Annotated in this window: 12 protein-coding genes; 2 read left to right on the top strand and 10 right to left on the bottom strand. The window is 66.6% G+C overall.

All coding sequences use genetic code 11. The features are described from left to right. Nucleotides 1–526: 526 nt before the first annotated feature. The 4 genes from Q0D45_RS10930 to Q0D45_RS10945 are packed head-to-tail and all read right to left on the bottom strand — an operon-like array spanning nucleotide 527 to nucleotide 6,014. Entirely contained in the window at nucleotides 527–3,625 is a 3,099-nt protein-coding gene (locus Q0D45_RS10930) for an efflux RND transporter permease subunit (protein ID WP_293392549.1), read from the bottom strand. Nucleotides 3,626–3,631: 6 nt separating this feature from the next. Beyond that, nucleotides 3,632–4,153 carry a hypothetical protein gene (locus Q0D45_RS10935; RefSeq protein ID WP_293392551.1) on the bottom strand — a complete coding sequence of 174 codons (522 nt, stop codon included), beginning with the start codon at nucleotides 4,151–4,153 and terminating at the stop codon, nucleotides 3,632–3,634. Continuing rightward, nucleotides 4,150–5,223, bottom strand: a complete 1,074-nt coding sequence (locus tag Q0D45_RS10940) for a cytochrome c peroxidase (RefSeq protein WP_293392554.1) — start codon at nucleotides 5,221–5,223, stop codon at nucleotides 4,150–4,152. The genes Q0D45_RS10935 and Q0D45_RS10940 overlap by 4 nt, the downstream gene beginning before the upstream one ends. An 11-nt stretch (nucleotides 5,224–5,234) precedes the next feature. After that, entirely contained in the window at nucleotides 5,235–6,014 is a 780-nt protein-coding gene (locus Q0D45_RS10945; protein ID WP_293392557.1) for an MbnP family protein, read from the bottom strand. Between the two features lie 267 nt (nucleotides 6,015–6,281). Here Q0D45_RS10945 and Q0D45_RS10950 point away from each other — a divergent pair, with 267 nt between their 5' ends. Continuing rightward, nucleotides 6,282–7,739 carry an NAD-dependent succinate-semialdehyde dehydrogenase gene (locus Q0D45_RS10950; RefSeq protein ID WP_293392560.1) on the top strand — a complete coding sequence of 486 codons (1,458 nt, stop codon included), beginning with the start codon at nucleotides 6,282–6,284 and terminating at the stop codon, nucleotides 7,737–7,739. Between the two features lie 49 nt (nucleotides 7,740–7,788). Here Q0D45_RS10950 and Q0D45_RS10955 read toward each other — a convergent pair whose 3' ends face one another. Both Q0D45_RS10955 and Q0D45_RS10960 read right to left on the bottom strand, forming a co-directional pair. After that, nucleotides 7,789–8,826: an alpha/beta hydrolase gene (locus tag Q0D45_RS10955; protein WP_293392563.1), complete on the bottom strand. Its 1,038-nt coding sequence runs from the start codon at nucleotides 8,824–8,826 to the stop codon at nucleotides 7,789–7,791. A gap of 120 nt (nucleotides 8,827–8,946) precedes the next feature. After that, nucleotides 8,947–9,564 (bottom strand): TetR/AcrR family transcriptional regulator, encoded by a 618-nt coding sequence (locus tag Q0D45_RS10960; protein WP_293392565.1) that lies wholly within the window; start codon nucleotides 9,562–9,564, stop codon nucleotides 8,947–8,949. A gap of 94 nt (nucleotides 9,565–9,658) precedes the next feature. Here Q0D45_RS10960 and Q0D45_RS10965 point away from each other — a divergent pair, with 94 nt between their 5' ends. Further along, the gene (locus tag Q0D45_RS10965) at nucleotides 9,659–10,609 is read left to right on the top strand and encodes an oxygenase MpaB family protein (RefSeq protein ID WP_293392568.1); all 951 of its coding nucleotides are present in this window, start codon (nucleotides 9,659–9,661) and stop codon (nucleotides 10,607–10,609) included. A gap of 6 nt (nucleotides 10,610–10,615) precedes the next feature. Here the strand turns inward: Q0D45_RS10965 and Q0D45_RS10970 are convergent, their stop codons facing one another. The 4 genes from Q0D45_RS10970 to Q0D45_RS10985 all read right to left on the bottom strand — a co-directional run bounded on the left by Q0D45_RS10970 (nucleotide 10,616) and on the right by Q0D45_RS10985 (nucleotide 16,950). Further along, nucleotides 10,616–12,295, bottom strand: a complete 1,680-nt coding sequence (locus Q0D45_RS10970) for an AMP-binding protein (protein ID WP_366946416.1) — start codon at nucleotides 12,293–12,295, stop codon at nucleotides 10,616–10,618. Between the two features lie 271 nt (nucleotides 12,296–12,566). Further along, nucleotides 12,567–13,058: a hypothetical protein gene (locus tag Q0D45_RS10975; protein ID WP_293392575.1), complete on the bottom strand. Its 492-nt coding sequence runs from the start codon at nucleotides 13,056–13,058 to the stop codon at nucleotides 12,567–12,569. A 53-nt stretch (nucleotides 13,059–13,111) separates the two neighbouring features. Next, nucleotides 13,112–13,561 carry a hypothetical protein gene (locus Q0D45_RS10980; RefSeq protein ID WP_293392578.1) on the bottom strand — a complete coding sequence of 150 codons (450 nt, stop codon included), beginning with the start codon at nucleotides 13,559–13,561 and terminating at the stop codon, nucleotides 13,112–13,114. Further along, nucleotides 13,558–16,950, bottom strand: a complete 3,393-nt coding sequence (locus Q0D45_RS10985; RefSeq protein ID WP_293392581.1) for a choice-of-anchor U domain-containing protein — start codon at nucleotides 16,948–16,950, stop codon at nucleotides 13,558–13,560. The genes Q0D45_RS10980 and Q0D45_RS10985 overlap by 4 nt, the downstream gene beginning before the upstream one ends. Nucleotides 16,951–16,957: the final 7 nt, after the last annotated feature.

The raw sequence follows: 16,957 nt of genomic DNA on the forward strand, positions 1-16,957 counted from the left end.
GAGCAGCTTCTTCAGCGGCCCGTCGTCCTGAGTGGTGCCGGTGGCCGTGCCGCCACCGCCCAGCAGGTTGGTCAGCGGTCCGGCAGTAACCGGGGCGGGCGCAGCACCGGCGAACGCAACGACTGTCGTCATCGCAACCGCCATAGCTACATCCTTCGCCACGCTGCCCAGCTTGCGCCGGTGTGGTATCGCTTGTTTCACGTGAACATCTCCCATATCAATGTGATCTCTCAAAGAATCTTTCTCGAGGGTTTCCCGACGCCGTCCCAGACTCCACTTCCATGCATGGAAAGCGGAATTCCAGCTCGAACCCAGGCTCCCCTATCGTAGGGGTCGCAATGGTTCTGATGACCACTTTCGGATAGATCATTTACGGCTGTACGGAACTTCCAAGGTTTTAAGGATCAAGGAGTTGCGGCATTCGACAGGCAACTGGCCGGCATAAGCAAATACCGTTCTGATCATCAAAATAGATTTTCTCTAGAGTTATTTGTTTGGAATAAAAAACCATAAGAGAACTCCACTTTCAGACTCGACTTCCGTGCCCCGAGTCTTGCCGCGTCGCCACCGCGGCCTCGGTAGCGGCACGGCCATGACGCAGGAACAGCAACGGCGTCAGAAAGCTGTCGAGCAGGGTCGAAGACAACAGCCCGCCGAAGATCACCAGCGCCACGGGATGGAGAATCTCCTTGCCGGGTGCGGCGCCATCGAGCATCAGCGGCATCAGCGAAAGCGCTGCGATCAGCGCCGTCATCAACACTGGGGTCAGGCGTTCGGCCGAACCGCGTAGCACCAGCGCGGTGCCAAACGCTTCGCCCTCGTCGCGGGCCAAGCTCAGGTAATGGCTGATCTTGAGAATGCCGTTGCGTGCGGCGATGCCGGCCAGGGTCACGAAGCCGACCAGGCTGGCGATCGACAGCGGCGTGCCGGTGAGCTTCAGTGCCAGCACGCCACCGACCAGCGCCAGCGGCACGTTGCCGAGAATGATCAAGGTCAGCGGCAGCGAGCCATAGCGCGCATGCAGCACGGCGGCCATCAGCAGCAGCGACAGCGAGGCCAGCGCGCCGATGCGCCGCGTCGCCTCATCGGCCGAGGCCGCCTGCCCTTCCAGACTTAAGCCATAGCCCGGCGGCAGACTCAAGCCTGCCAGCTGCTCGCGGGCATCGGCAGCCGATTGCTCGAAGCCGTGATCGGCCGGGAACGCGGTCACTGCGACCCTGCGGCGCAGATGCTCGCGCAGGATCTGATTCGGCGCCGTGCTGTTGCTCAAGCTCGCGATCCAGCCCAGCGGTACCGGGCCGGCAGTGCCATCGATCAGCAGCGATTTCAGCGCTTCCGGCTTCCGTGCCGCTTCCGACAGACGCAGCACCAGCGCGTGGCGGCTTTCGCCTTCAACGATCTGCGACAGGGTTTCGCCATTGACCAGCACCGCCAGCGCCGCCTGCGCGCGCGCTGGGGCAACGCCGGCTTCGGCGGCCGCGCGGGCATCGATGCGGACATCGAACTGCGGCGTGTCGACCTGCGGCTCGACCAGCACATCGGTGAGCCCCGGCAGCTTCGCCAGCAGCGTCTGCACTTCGGCGGCGAGACGGCGCAGGGTCGGCAGATCGTCACCGATGACTTTCACCACCAGCGGCGCACGAACGCCGGACAGCAGGTGATCGAGGCGATGCGAAATCGGCTGGCCGATCGACACCGCCGCCGGCAGCGCCGACAGCCGCGTCCGGATATCGGCCGCGATCTCGCGGCGCGAGCGGCCGCCTTCGCGCAGCGACACGTCCAGCTCCGAGTAATGCACGCCCTCGGCATGCTCATCGGCCTCGGCGCGACCGGTGCGGCGGCCGACGGCGGTGACTTCCGGCAGTTCCAGGATCTGGTTTTCGGCGATGCGACCGAGGCGATCGGATTCGGTCAGCGCGATGCCGGGTGCGGCGATCAGGTTCACCGTCAAGGTGCCTTCGTTGAACGGCGGCAGGAAGGCACGCGGCAACTGCAGCGCCAGCACGGTGGTCAGCACCAGAACGACGGCGACGACGGCCAGCATCAGCTTCGCCTGCCCCAGCGCCCGTTCCAGCAGGCGCAGATAGACCGCCTTCAGGCGCGCCAGCCAGCGCGGCTCCACCGGCAGCCGCGCGGCATCGCCGAAGGCCAGCACGCAGAGCACTGGCGTCACCGTGATCGCCACCACCAGGCTGGCGAGAATCGCCGCGATGTAAGCGATGCCGAGCGGCGCGAACAGCCGGCCTTCGACGCCGCCGAGCGCGAACAAGGGCACGAACACCAGCACGATCAGCAGGGTCGCGTAGAGAATGCCGGAGCGCACTTCGAGCGTCGCCAGGCCCACGGCTCGAACCAGCGCCAGCCCGGTCAGCCGCTGCGCGCGCAGCCTGCGGACCACGTTCTCGACGCCGACCACCGCGTCGTCGACCAGCTCGCCGACCGCAATCGCCAGGCCGCCCAAGGTCATCGTGTTGATCGACAGGCCCAGCGCCTGCAACGCCAGGATCGCGGCGAGCACCGACAGCGGAATCGCGGTCAGCGCGATCAGGGTCGCGCGGCCGCTGAGCAGAAACACGAACAGGATGATGGCGACGATCACCGCGCCATCGCGCAGCGCATCGAGCACGTTGCCAACCGAGTGGCGAATGAAATCGGCCTGCCGGAACACGGTCAGCCGGGTCGCGCCTTTCGGCAGACCGGCATCGAGTGTGGCCAGCCTTGCTTCCAGCGCGTCGGTCAGCGCCAGCGTGTCGACCCCCGGCTGTTTCTGGATCGCCACGATCACCGCCGGATGGCCGTTGGCGCTGGCCATGCCGCGCGGATAGCGATGACCGATCGCCAGATCGGCGACCTGCCCGACGCGGATCACCGCCGCGCCGCGCTGAGCGACGGCAACCTGGTTCAGCGCTTCGAAATCGAACGGCCGGCCGACGCTGCGCAGGGACACTTCACGACCACCGGATTCGACCAGCCCGGCACCCAGGTTCTGGCCGTGGCCGCGCAGCGCAGTCTCCAGTTCGGTCAAGCTGACGCCGAGCTGGCGCAGGCGCTGGGGATCCGGCTGCACCTCGTACTGGCGAATCTCGCCACCGATCGCCAGCACCTGGGCGACACCGGGCACCGCGAGCAGGGCTGGCCGCAAAGTCCATTCGGCGTGATCGCGTAGCGCCTGTGGCGACACGCCCTCGCCTTGCAGCGCGACGAGCAGGATCTCGCCCATCAATGAAGTCGGCGGACCGATCCGCGGCGCGAGCCCCGCAGGCAACTGGCTGCGCGCGGCATCCAGCCGTTCGGTGACCAGCTGGCGGCTGCGATACAGATCGGCCGCCCAGTCGAACTCGGCATAGACGATGGAGATGCCGGCGCTCGACACCGAGCGCAACCGGGTGATGCCCGGCAAGCCGCTGAGCGCGGTTTCCAGCGGATAGCTGACCTGAGTCTCGACGTCTTCGACAGCCATGCCGGCGGCTTCGACCTGCACGGCGACGGTCGGCCGGGTCAGGTCCGGCAGCACGTCCACCGGCAGCCGTCCGGCTTGATACAGGCCGACGGCGACCAGCACCAGGGCCAGCGCCAGGACCAGCACGCGGTTGCGCAGACTTGTATTGAGGATGGTGGCGAACATTGCCCTTCAGCCCCGTTCCGGCGCGCTGCGGCGCTGCAGTGCCAGCACGGCGAGCAGCGGCAACAGCAGCAGGACCAGGCCGCCGCCGCTGCGGGTTGCGGCCGCTGCTGTGGCCACCGGCTTCGCCGGCAGCCGGCCTTCGAGCGTTTCCGTCCAGCCCTTGCCGCGCAGTTCGAAATGCGTCAGCGGCTGATCGTCATCCGCCAGCAAGGCGGCCGGGATCAGCCAGCTGCCCGGCGCCACATCGGCGGCCTGGAGGCTGCGACTGCCGATGCCGACGTGCAGCGCGACGCCAGCCAGCGGCGCATTGCTCGCGTAGTCGTCGGCATAGAGGTTCAGCGCGCCATCGGCAGCACGAACGGCAACCAGTTCGACTCTCGGCGTGGCCAGCGCCAGACGCGCGCCATGGGCTGCAACAGGCGCGGCAGCGGTCAGCACGGGTTCGTCGTGCTCATGGCCTTCATGCGCTTGCGAGACCAGCGAAGTCGACAGGCACAGCGTCGCCAGCAGACGCAGGACCGTGTTCATCGACGCGCTCCCGGATCGGCATAGCGGATGTCGTGGACGAAAGCGGGATCGTCGAGCGTGCGCAGGAAGGCCAGCAGCGCATCACGCTCGCCATCGTCGATGCGGACGCCGCCCCGCAGCACCGGGTCGAGCGCAGCGCTGTCGACGACGCCGCTGCGGTAATGCTCGACGACCTGCTCCAAGGTGTCGAAGCGACCGTCGTGCATGTACGGCGGCGTCAGGCCGAGGTTGCGCAGGCTCGGCACGCGGAAGCGGCCACGATCCTCGTCACGACCAGTGATGGTCGAGCGGCCTGGGTCTTTCGGTTCGGCATCGAGGCCGTTGCTGCGATAGCTGAAATCGCTGAGCAGCGGCTCGGTGTGGCAGCTCGCGCAATGGGCGCGGAAGCTGGCCAGGCCGGTCTGTTCGGTGACGCTCAGCGCATCGGTATCGCCGGCGCGATAACGGTCATAGCGACTGTTCGCCGACACCAGAGTTCCGGTGAACTGGGCCAGCGCGCGCAGCAGGCGCTGGCTGTCGATCTCCGGCGTGCCGAAGGCGGCGGCGAAGCGTGCCGGGTATTCGGCATCGGCGCGCAGCCTGGTCAACAGATCCGGCAGGTTCTGGTCCATCTCGACCGGATTGGCCAGCGGCCCCAGCGGCTGCAGTTCCAGGTGATGCGCCGAGCCGTCCCACATCAGCTGCGGCTGCCAGGCGAGATTGAACAGACCGGGCGCATTGCGTTTGCCGTTCTGATTGCCGATGCCGTGGCTGACCGGATGATCGTAGTGCGCGAACGCCGCGAACTGCTGGTGGCAACTGGCACAGGCAATCGTGCCGTCGCGCGACAGCTTCGGGTCGTAGAACAGCTGGCGGCCGAGGGCGAAGCCGGCGTCGGTGATCGGGTTGTTGCTGAAGTCATAGACCGGCTGCGGCCAGCCGGCCGGCACGGAGAAACTCGGCGTGCGTTGCAGCGCGAGATAGTCGACCAGCCGCTCGACGCCGCCACGCGCATTCAAGGCCAGGCCGCCGAACACGGCGAGCAGCAGTGCCGCGAGCAGCACAACCCTGCCCGCGCTGCGACGAGGCACGAGGCGAGACTTCATGGCCGATGAGGCGCACCAGCCGGCTCGTGATGGATGTGATCGACGCTGAGCAAGCTACCCAGACGATCCGCCAGCGGCAGACCATCCTTCGCCTGCATCACCAGCGGCTGTTCGGCGAACTTCAGCGGCGCGGCGCCACCGAGAAAGGCGGCGAGATCGGCGTGCAGGTGGACGGTCGGCTGGATATCGGTGGAGACCCGCACCGGCTTCGGCGCGAACGGCAGGAACACGGTGCGCTGCAAGCCATTGCCACCGAGATGCAGCGTGACGGCGTGATCGGCTTCCGGCGATGCCGGCGACCTGCCTTCCAGCTTGAAATGGATGTAGCCGGTCGCCCAGGTCCAGAACATGCCGTGCGCAGGATCGAGTGCCCCGGTCTGCGCGCCGCTGCCATTTCGGACTTCATCGACACCGATCGTGAATTCGACACCGCTGTACTCGCCCGCCGGTGCCGCCGGCAGCAGGAAGTGCGTGGTCTCAGGTTTCGCGGCGTCGATCAGGTAGTAACCGTCAGGCGACTGCAGATCCTGCGGCGGCGCCTGCCAGCTGCCATCGGCGCGCAGCAGGCGCGGATTCGACAGGTAGTACTGCAGCCGCTTCACGCTCAAGGTTTCGCCCGCCGGCGTGGTCAGCGCTACACCGATCACCAGCGGCGCAGCACCCACGACATGGCTGATCTCGACCTGGATCGCCGGCAGCGACGGCGTCGCCTGCCGGCAGGCGGCCAGCACGACGATCAAAGGCAGTAGCAGCAGCGAGCGCGAGAAAGCGGGCACGAGACGGAGCGTTCAGTTCGAAAGACGCCGCGATGTTATCGAATAAGGATTATTTTTCTTAGATCAATTTGCGATCATGAAATGTCGATAAGTGGCAGCGGGCCCGATGAAATGACCCGGACCCGATCGGCGACTGGCCGCCAGCCTCGAGGACTGGACAGGAACCTCGCCGTCCGACCACTGTCCGCCAGCTACAGCCCATACCAGTCAGGCCGCAGGCAGTTGCTAGGATCGCCGCCTGCCAGGCCAACCGCACAGGAATCCGACATGACCATCACGCTCAAGCTCAAGGACCCCACGCTGCTGCGCCAGCAATGCCTGATCGGCGGCGAGTGGATTGGCGGCGAGGCCACGATCGAGGTTCACAACCCGGCAACGGGCGTGCTGCTGGCCACGGTGCCGAAGCTGGGCAGCCAGGAAACCCGCGCCGCGATCGAAGCGGCCAACGCCGCCTGGCCGGCCTGGCGGGCGCGTACCGCGAAGGATCGTGCCGGCCTGCTGCGCACCTGGTTCAACCTGATCATGGCCAATCAGGAAGATCTCGCGCAGCTGATGACCGCCGAGCAGGGCAAGCCGCTGAGCGAATCGCGCACCGAGATCGCCTACGCGGCTTCGTTCATCGAATGGTTTGCCGAAGAAGGCAAGCGCACTTATGGCGATGTGATTCCGCCGACGCTGGTCGGCCAGCGTCTGGTCATCACCAAGGAGCCAGTCGGGGTTTGTGCGGCGATCACGCCGTGGAATTTCCCGGCCGCGATGATCACCCGCAAGGTCGGCCCGGCGCTGGCGGCGGGTTGCACGATGGTGGTCAAGCCGGCGTCGCAGACGCCGCTGTCGGCGCTGGCGTTGATGGTGCTCGCCGAACGGGCCGGCATTCCGGCCGGCGTGCTGTCGGTGGTCACCGGCGCGGCCAGCGAGGTCGGCACCGAGATGGCAACCAATCCGCTGGTCCGCAAGCTGACCTTCACCGGCTCCACCGAAGTCGGCCGCACGCTCATGGGCCAGACCGCGGCGACGATCAAGAAGGTGTCGATGGAACTCGGCGGCAACGCGCCGTTCATTGTCTTCGACGACGCCGATCTCGATGCCGCCGTCGAAGGCGCGATCATTTCCAAGTACCGCAACGCCGGCCAGACCTGCGTCTGCTCGAATCGCATCTACGTGCAAGCCGGTGTCTACGAAGCTTTCGCCACCAAGTTCGTGGCCGCCGTGCAGAAGCTGACCGTCGGCGACGGCGCTGTCGATGGCGTCAAGATCGGCCCGCTGATCGACGACAAGGCAGTGACCAAGATCGAAGAGCACATCCACGATGCGTTAGCCAAAGGCGGCAGCCTGCTCGCCGGCGGCAAGCGCCACGCGCTGGGCGGCTCGTTCTTCGAGCCGACGGTGATCGCCAACGCCACCCAGGACATGCTGGTGGCCCGCGAGGAAACCTTCGGCCCGCTGGCACCGCTGTTCCGCTTCGAAACCGAAGAGGAAGCGATCGCCATGGCCAACGACACCGAGTTCGGCTTGGCCAGCTACTTCTATGCCCGCGATGTCGGCCGTGTCTGGCGGGTATCCGGCGCGCTGGAATACGGCATGGTCGGCGTCAACACCGGCCTGATCTCCAACGAAGTGGCACCGTTCGGCGGCGTCAAGCAATCCGGCCTCGGCCGCGAAGGCTCGCATTACGGCATCGAGGATTACCTGGTGGTGAAGTACACCTGCATGGCGGGGCTCTGAAGCCTGGCCCTGGGCCGGCGGCGGTGCTGCCGGCCCAGGGCTCAGAGCGCTACTTCAGTGCCGCCAGAAACTCGAGAATCGCCGCATTGGTCTCCGCCGGCTGCTCCTGCTGGATCCAGTGGCCGCTGCCCTCGAAGATCTTGCTGCCGACATAGTTCGGCATCCGCTCCGAGGCGCGGGCAATCGCTTCCTGGCCCCAGCCGGTGGCGACGTCGAACTCACCGCCGATGAACAGCGCAGGAACCGTCAGCGGCTGGTCGGCCTGCGCTTCCAGGTCATGCCAGTCGTTGACCAGGTTGTGATAGAAGGCCAGCGGCCCGCCGAAACCGGAGCGTTCGAATTCGTTGGTGAAGACGTCAAGATCGGCTTCGGTGAACCAGGCCGGCATCGCGTCCGGCTGCATGAAGCGATCGGACATCCGGCCGCCATCGGCGATCGATATGGCGCTGCCGCGAATCAGCGCGACCTGATCCATCTTCGCGAAGTCCGGCAGCAGCGCCTTCAGCGGCGCGCCGGACAAGGACCACACCGCACCTCGCAGCCAGCCGCGCACATCGCTTTCGATCTCGTTGACCACGGCATCCATCGCGCCGAAATAATCCTGATAGAAAGTCTGGCCGGGGCCGGCCAGTTCGGCGTGCAGCTCACCCGGATGACGCTCGCCGAACGGGCTGCCCGGCAGCGCGATCAGCCCGCGTCCGGAGAACGGCACGCTCAGGCCGATCACGCCGGTGAACACTTCCGGATGCAGCCAGGCGGCCGTCCACGCCACCGGCGCGCCCCAGTCATGGCCGATCACCACGGCGGTCTTTTCACCGAGCGCATGGACGACGCCGACGACATCGCCGACCAGCGCATGAATGCGATAGGCATCGGTCTGCCAGAACTTCGACGATTGCCCGTAGCCGCGCTGATCGATCGCCACCGCGCGATAACCGGCAGCGGCCAGCGCCGTCAGCTGATGCCGCCATGAGTACCAGGACTCCGGGAAGCCGTGGACCATCACGACCAGCGGGCCACTGCCCTCTTCGACGGCATGAATGCGCACGCCATTGATGGACAGCAGATGGTGCTTGCGGGGGGACATGAGTGAGCTCTCGATAGGGGTCAGGAAGTGTGCCGAAGCCCGCGCCGCGCTGCACGACGGTCTTGTCCTCCTCGCTTGGCGAGCCCAGCGAAATGCGAGTCAAACAAGAGCCGCAGTGACTCAGGCCTTCACCGGCGCCTCGTTCAGCGACTGCATGTACGCGGCCAGCATGTCGCTGAGGCAGTCGATGATTTCGTCCTTGCGCAGATGCGAGTTCGGCTGGCTCAGATAGCGGATCAGGGTCATCAGCGTGCTGTTGATGATCACGAACAGCACCGCGTGCGGGTTGGCGATGCGGAACTGGTTCAGATGGCGCAGCAGATACAGCCGGCAAACCTCGAACATGTGCCGTTCGAGCACGTCGACCACGCGCATCGAATGCAATTGGTGCCAGTTGCGCGCCAGTTCCAGATACAGGCCCTCATCCTTCTGCATGAACGCGAATACCGCCGACAGCAGGCCGTGCACGGTGCTGCGGACGTCGGCATCGAGCAGGCTGTCGATACGCTGGTCGATCAGCCCGGCAAGATCGCGGCTCAGCCGATCCAGGAGCGCCTCGAGCAGCGCGCCCTTGCTGTCGAAGTACTGATACAGCGAGCCGACGCTGACCCCGGCCAGCACGGCGATGTGGTTGGTGCTGGCATGCGCAAGGCCGTGTTCGGCAATCGCCCGGCCGGTCGCTTCGATCAAGGCATCGACCATTTTCTGCGAGCGCTGCTGCTTCGGGCTCTTGCGCACGGCGAACCTCCGGAAGCGGCATCGCGAATTGAATGCGAGCAAAGCGTCGCATTACCGTTGAGCCTTGGCAAGCCGCCGTGAACCGGGGTCCGCAATGCGTGACCGCAAGCAGAAAACGCCGCCGACATCGAGCGCCCATCCAGCCATCGATCGGCCACGTCGCCACGACAAGGTCGTGCCGATCGGCACGAGCAAACTTTCCGTGGCCCCAACGCCGCTGCTAGCGGATTCTCTGACCTGGCAGCTATTCGGCGACCTGCGCGGGCTGCTGCTGATCGCCCGCACCGGCACCTTGCAGAACATGCATCCGGACATCTCGACAGCGCTGGTCGAGCACTCGAACTTCTTCCAGAACCCCTGGCATCGCCTGCTGCGCTCGATGCCGCCGATCCTCGGCGTGGTCTACGACGGCGACCGCGCCGTCTGCACCGGCCGCCAGGTACGCGACTTCCATCGTGGCATCGGCGGTCACACCAGCAACGGCCACGCCTATCACGCGCTGAATCCTGAGCTGTACTACTGGGCGCACGCCACCTTCTTCGAAAGCCAGATCGCGCTCTGTGCGTTCTTCGGCACGCCGCTCAGCGAGGCCGACAAAGCGCGCCTGTATCAAGAGTCGATCCAGTGGTACGCGCTGTACGGCCTGACCATGGCGCCGGTGCCGCCGGACTACGCGAGCTTCCAGCGCTACTGGCAGCAGATGATCGATACGCGCCTGCAGAACACCACGGTCACCGACTGGTACTTCCGCAACGGCCACAGCGTGCCGGCGCCCTATGACGCGCTGCACGGCCCACTGTGGAACTGGCTGCTGCGGCCGATCGTCAGCGGCGGCTCGCAGTGGCTGGCAGCAGGCACCTTGCCGCCGGAGCTGAGGGAACGCTTAGGGCTTGCCTGGACCGCGCGAGATGAGCGCCTGCTGCGTGGACTGGGCAACCTCACGCGCAGCCTGTGGCGGCTGACGCCGAAGCGCTGGCACTACCTGCCGACAGCGCGACGGGCGATGCAGCGCGCCGCAAAGCGTTCTTGCGACCGAACAGCCTGACCGCCCCTAGCCGTTCAGCTCCCTGAGCATCGCTTCGCGGATCAGATATTTCTGCACCTTGCCGGTGACGGTCATCGGAAACGCATCGACGAAGCGGATGTAACGCGGAATCTTGTAGTGGGCGATCTGGCCGCGGCAGAAGCCGCGGATATCGTCCTCGCTTGCGCACTCGCCGGGCCGCAGCACGATCCAGGCGCATAGCTCTTCGCCGTACTTCGCATCGGGCACGCCGACCACCTGCACGTCCTGCACGCGCGGATGGCGATAGAGGAATTCCTCGATCTCGCGTGGATAGATGTTCTCGCCACCGCGGATCACCAGATCCTTGATCCGGCCGACGATGCGGCAGTAGCCCTGCTCGTCGAGGGTCGCCAGATCGCCGGTGTGCATCCAGCCGGCAACGTCGATGGTTTCGCGCGTCTTCGCGTCATCGCCCCAGTAGCCGAGCATCACCGAGTAAGCCCGTGTGCACAGCTCGCCGGTGACGCCGCGCGGCACGATGCGGCCATCGAGATCGACGATCTTTACCTCGCAATGCGGATGAATGCGGCCGACAGTGCCGACCCGGCAATCGAGCGGATCATCGACCGCGGTCTGGAACGACACCGGCGAGGTTTCGGTCATGCCGTAGGCGATGGTCATGTCGCGCAGGTTCATGCGCTCGGTCACCGCTTTCATCACCTCCACCGGGCAGGGGCTGCCGGCCATGATGCCGGTGCGCAAGCTGGACAGATCGTGGCTTAAGAAGCTCGGGTGATCGAGCTGGGCGATGAACATGGTCGGCACGCCGTACAAGGCCGTGCAGCGCTCGGCGGCGACCGCGCTCAGCACCGCCAGCGGATCGAAAGCTTCGGAGGGATAGACCATCGCCGCGCCATGGGTCAGCGCGCCGACGTTGCCCATGACCATGCCGAAGCAGTGGTACAGCGGCACCGGAATGCAGATGCGATCGCCAGGCTTGAGCTGGATGCCTTCGCCAACGAAGTAGCCGTTGTTGAGGATGTTGTGATGCGACAGCGTCGCGCCTTTCGGGCTGCCAGTGGTGCCCGAGGTGAACTGAATGTTGATCGGCTCATCGAACTGCAAGTGCTCGCCGAGCGCCTGAAGCGCGCCCCGTTCATCAGCGCTGGGCTCAGTCATCAGCGCATCGAAGTTCAGCAGGCCAGGGGTGGCGTCCGCGCCGAGGCGAATCGCGACCTGCAGCGCCGGCAAGCGTGCCGACTGCAGCGCGCCCGGCTTGCAGTGCGCCAGCTCCGGCGCCAGCTCGGCAAGCATGGCGAGGTAGTCGCTGCCCTTGAACGTGGCCGCCGTGACCAGCGCCCGGCAAGCGACCTTGTTCAGCGCGTACTCAAGCTCGCTCAGGCGATAGGCCGGGTTGATATTGACCAGCACCAGACCGGCCTTGGCTGTCGCGAACTGGGTCAGCGTCCATTCGGCACGATTCGGGCTCCAGATGCCGATCCGCTCGCCCGGCTTGAGCCCCAACCGCATCAGCGCGCAGGCCAGTGCATCGACCTGCCGGCGCAGCTCGGCATAGCTCAGGCGGATGCCCTGCTGGCAGGCGATCAGCGCGTCGCGCGCCGCATGGCGCTGGCAAGCCGCATCGAACAGCTGGCCGATGGTCTGGCCGATCAGTGGCTCGGCGGACGCGCCGTGCACGTAGCTCGGCAGCACTTTCGAAACCATCGTCGATGCGGGACTCATCGCGGCTATCTGCTCCAGTTCTTGTCGGTGATTCTTGTCGTTCTGCAAGGCCACATGCGGCAGTGCCACACATGGTCTTGTAGCCGGAAAGACCGGGGCCGGAAAGCACAGGCGAGCCCTTCACCCGCTTCAGACCTTGGCGTTCACTCTCTCGCTACCAGAAGATCTCCACATCTCATCGACATACCCGCACGACAGCCTATGCAGCGCGCAGCTGAGCGACCCGCAGCGCCGCACCGATCTCGGCGCTGCTCTACTCGAACTGCGCCACGCCGGTCCCGCTCAGCCGATACGGCGCGCATTGCGCTTTGTCCACCGTGATGCACATGCCCGGACTGGACGGCTGAGTGATCTTCACGCGCAGGCTTTCGCAGCGGGCATTGTCGAGATAGATCGGCCCCCAGGCTTCCTTGCGCTCACCCCGGGCGATCCTGAACGGCATCACCAGCGTCGCCTTGGCATCGATCATCCGGCTCGTTGCCGCTTCGGAAACCTCGAACTCCACGAGCACGGACTTGAGGTCATTGCCGCTGTTGTTGGTGGCGGCAAAGCTCAACTCGCAGCCGGCGGAGCCTTCGTCGCCCCTGCTGTTCCGGCTCAGCGTCACTGCGCTCATCGCGAAGTCGATGCTGCCGCCGGCCTTGGTCGCGGCTACCGGGACGGAAGTGCCGGCTTGATCGCGGCCCTCGGCGCCGCAGGCCGCCAGCAGCAAGGAACAGAACGCTATCGCAGCCGGGAATTTCATTTCGTCTTGACCTCGTTGGATGGCTGTCCGCACACAGGCAAGGCGGAGAGGATTCATCGCGAACCCGCCGTTTCGGCCTCGATGCGGTAACGCAACTCGCCGCGCGCGCCGAGCAGCACACCGGTGGCCAACGGCGCGTCCGCTGCGCGATGCAGCACCACCACGAAGGGGTCGCCTTCGTCGGCGGACACCGACAGCACGGCGACCAGGCTGTTACCGCTGACCATGGCGGCCGTCGTCTGACCGCGGGCGCCGACCCATTCGCAGGCTTGGGCGTCGGGTGGATCGGGACAGATCGCGCGGCCGCTCTGCCAGCGCACTGCGGCGATATCGGCGCTGACTTCCTTGACCGTCAGGCTCAGCAGTTCGGCCCCGGCGCGCGTGCTCAGCCGCGGGTCGTCGCGGGTCACCCGCCATACGCCCTGCCAGCCCTGGTCCGCAGCGGCCGTCAGACCAGGCAGCAGGGCGAGCAGGCCGATGAAACTCGGTGCCAGCCGGGTCATCGCGAGCCACCGCTGCTATGCGCCTGCACTGGGCGCCGGCGCAGCACAAGCAGCAGACCCAGCAGCGACAGCAGGCCGCCTGCGGAACCACCACCAGCTTTCGAAGGCAACGTGGGCGGTGGCGGCTCCGCGGCCACCGTGCCCGGCGCACCCGGATCCCGGATCACGCCATCGGCGACGCCATCGGCATCACCAGGCCCGCCATCCGTCAACACCAATCGGACCTGACGGCCGGTGATAACCGCACGGTCATACAACACACAGGCCGGCGTGCATTTCACATAGCCGTTCGGAGCCAGACCCTGCGGCAGCAGCAGCGTGACTTCGACACTCGAGCCGACCGCAATGCCGGTGACGTCGAAGCCGATGAAATCGGTCACCGGTGCGAAGCGTGGCGGCAAGTCGGCCGGTGTGGTGACGACGCGGGCGTTGACCAGCGTTCCGACCGTGGTCGAAAGCTGGGCCAGGGTGCCGTTGGCGAGCTGGATGTCTGCCGTGCTGCCGGTCGGCGGCGGGGGTGGCGGTGGCGGCAAGGGAATGCGGGTCACCGTCAGCGTTGCGGCTGCCGAGGCGACGCCACCACCGAGGCCGACGCAGTTCAGCGTGAAGGTCAGGGAGCCCGGTGCATCCGGCGCCACGTAGACCAGCGTGCCGGCTGCTTCCACCGGGCCATTGCTGTCGACCAGCCCGGAGTAGGCACCGGTGCAGGCACTGGCGTTACTGCTGCTCCACATCACCGTTGCGCTCTGCAGGCCGAGAATCTCGCCCGGCGTCCAGTTAACGGTCAGCACCGGTACCAACGGCCGGATAGTGATCGTGGCAGCCGCCATCGCGCGGCCCTCGCCCGGCCCGACGCAGCTCAGCGTGAACGTCGAGCTTCCCGCGGTCAGCGTGCTCGGCAGTGGCAGCGAGCCAGAGGCCTCGACCGGACCGCCCGCCTCGTACACGCCGGTGAATTGCCCGGCGCAGGCCTGCGCACCTGTGCTGCTCCAGGTGACGGCTGCGGGGTCGCCGGCAAAGATCGTCGACGCGTTCCAGGCCACGTTCAGCACCGGCACCACCGGCCGGATGGTGATCGTGGCAGCCGCCATCGCGCGGCCCTCGCCCGGCCCGATGCAGCTCAGCGTGAACGTCGAGTTTCCCGCGGTCAGCGTGCTCGGCAGTGGCAGCGAGCCAGAGGCCTCGACCGGACCGCCCGCCTCGTACACGCCGGTGAATTGCCCGGTGCAGGCCTGCGCACCTGTGCTGCTCCAGGTGACGGTTGCGGGGTCGCCGGCAAAGATCGCTGGCGCATTCCAGGCCACGTTCAACTCCGGCACCACTGGCCGGACGACCAAGGTCGCGGAAGCCGATTCGACCTCGCCATCAACGCCCGTACATTGCAGGGTGAAAACCAGATTGCCCGCACTGTCCCCGGCTTCGAACAGCAGCGAACCGCTGGCCTCCGCTCCGCCGGTTTCGCTGCGGATGCCGGAATAGCTGCCGACGCAGGCCACGGCGTTCTCGCTGCGCCAGGTCACGGTCGACGACTGGCCCGCGAAGATCGTGGTCGGCGACCATGCGGCTTCGACGGTCAACGGCAAAGGCGTGCCGATCGTCAGCGTCGCGCTGCCCGAGCCGCTGCGTCCGCCGGCGCCGGTACAGCTCATGTCGAAGCTCGCATCGCCAGGATTCGAGAAGGCGTATTCGATCGCCCCGCTCGGCGCGACCGCGCCACTGTCGGCGAGTACGCCGCTCAGCAAGTAAGTGCAGCGATCGGCATTGATCACCTCCCAGGACACCGTGGCCCGGTTGCCGGACAGGATGCTGGCGGGGTTCCAGGTGACATTCACGGCCACCGCGTCCGGATCGACAACGGTCAGCGTCACCGATTTCGACAGCGCACCCGGCCCGCAGGTGATGCCGTAGGTACGTACACCCGGTGTCGAGAACCTGCCGATCAGGCGGCTGCCGCTGGAAGGCACCGGACCACCCAGATTGCCGAAACCGAAGCAGCTGCCGGCCGGTGCGTTCGAGGTCCAGAACAGGGACACCAGGCGGCCATCGGAGATGGTCAGCGGCCCCGGCGGGTTCAGTTCCAGATTCAGTTGCGGCGTGCCATCCGGCCCGCCATAGCGCACCGGCTCGAGCACGGCCTGACTGCCATCGGGCTGGTCGACGTTGTAGAGGGCCAGATAGTTGCCATTGGCCAGAGTCGGCGCCCAGGCACGGGCAACGCGATCGAGAAAGCGATTGGGACGGGAGCCACCGGCATAGACGCCGGTTTCGACACCGCTGGCATCGTAGCGGCGGCCGAGCACATTGGAGCCGATGCTGGAAATGAGCTCGAAGCGGCCATCGGGCTGCACGATCTGGTTCTGCCCGCAGCCAGAGAGCGTCAGCACGCCGAACTGCGCCGAACCGTCGAGCGCCCGGGCCTGCACGTAGCAGCCGCTGCGACGATTGCCGGTTTCGGGGTCATTGAAATCGCCGACCCAGTTGAGCACGTAGCCGCCGGTCTTGGCGCCGATCACCGGTGCGCTGCGATCAAAGCTGTTGGTTGCTTCGATGCGCGTGGCGGGGGCCGTGGCTGCCTGGAAACGCAGCGGAAGCACGTAGGTGGCCGGTGTCTGGAACGCTTCGGGATGGCCATTCCAGGTCATCAGGCCATCGCCGTTGTCCTGCAAGGCCAGGCTGCTGCCGATGGTTTCGACGACGCGATCACCAGCACTGGTGACCGGCGATTGCTCGAACATCGGCAGTGCGTCGGGTGCCGCTGCGGCCACCGGCGCATACCGATAGAACAGGCGCGTGCGATCCGGCTCAAGCGCGCCGCCGCGGCCCGTTGGGCAATAGACGGTGCGCGTGAAGGTGTAGGCGCTGTTGCCACTGGCGTCGACGGCAACCGCCGGGCTGTTCTGCCCCGAAAGACCGGCTGCGGCGCAACTTGGCGCGTCATCGAAGGCGAGCGTCAGCGGGCCATCCGCCGGCTCGCTCGGCGCCAGCAGGCGGGTGCCATCCGGGTTGTAGCGACGGATGAACACGCGCGCATCGATACCGAGGCCGGCCTGCACGCCCACCGTGTAGTGGCCGTTGGCACCCACCGCCAGCGACAGCCCCCGCAGCGGCTCGTCATTGGTCTGCAGGATCTGCGTCACCTCGCCGCGCGCCGCGCCATCGGCAGCGAGGCGCTGCACGAACAAGCGGTCGCCGCTGACGAACGCGATCACGGCACGGCCATCCGCCGCCTGGCCGACGCGAACCGCGTCCGGCGACCGGCTCTGCGGATTGACGACGGTGGCCGGCGCCGGCAGCAGTTCGGGGCCCGGGATCGCCCAGGCAGTGCCGGCGATACCCAACAGCAGGAAACCGCTCAGACAGCCGGCGACGCGAACGCGGTAACGATTCATGGCGGTG

Source organism: Nevskia sp. (assembly GCF_023266035.1).
Classification (GTDB): Bacteria; Pseudomonadota; Gammaproteobacteria; order Nevskiales; family Nevskiaceae; genus Nevskia.

What these genes read in the sequence shown, in the direction of transcription:
- Q0D45_RS10980 (WP_293392578.1), bottom strand. Translation starts at nt 13,561, where the DNA reads ATGACCCGGCTGGCACCGAGTTTCATCGGCCTGCTCGCCCTGCTGCCT.
- Q0D45_RS10965 (WP_293392568.1), top strand. Translation starts at nt 9,659, where the DNA reads ATGCGTGACCGCAAGCAGAAAACGCCGCCGACATCGAGCGCCCATCCA.
- Q0D45_RS10930 (WP_293392549.1), bottom strand. Translation starts at nt 3,625, where the DNA reads ATGTTCGCCACCATCCTCAATACAAGTCTGCGCAACCGCGTGCTGGTC.
- Q0D45_RS10975 (WP_293392575.1), bottom strand. Translation starts at nt 13,058, where the DNA reads ATGAAATTCCCGGCTGCGATAGCGTTCTGTTCCTTGCTGCTGGCGGCC.
- Q0D45_RS10955 (WP_293392563.1), bottom strand. Translation starts at nt 8,826, where the DNA reads ATGTCCCCCCGCAAGCACCATCTGCTGTCCATCAATGGCGTGCGCATT.
- Q0D45_RS10935 (WP_293392551.1), bottom strand. Translation starts at nt 4,153, where the DNA reads ATGAACACGGTCCTGCGTCTGCTGGCGACGCTGTGCCTGTCGACTTCG.
- Q0D45_RS10950 (WP_293392560.1), top strand. Translation starts at nt 6,282, where the DNA reads ATGACCATCACGCTCAAGCTCAAGGACCCCACGCTGCTGCGCCAGCAA.
- Q0D45_RS10985 (WP_293392581.1), bottom strand. Translation starts at nt 16,950, where the DNA reads ATGAATCGTTACCGCGTTCGCGTCGCCGGCTGTCTGAGCGGTTTCCTG.
- Q0D45_RS10970 (WP_366946416.1), bottom strand. Translation starts at nt 12,295, where the DNA reads ATGGTTTCGAAAGTGCTGCCGAGCTACGTGCACGGCGCGTCCGCCGAG.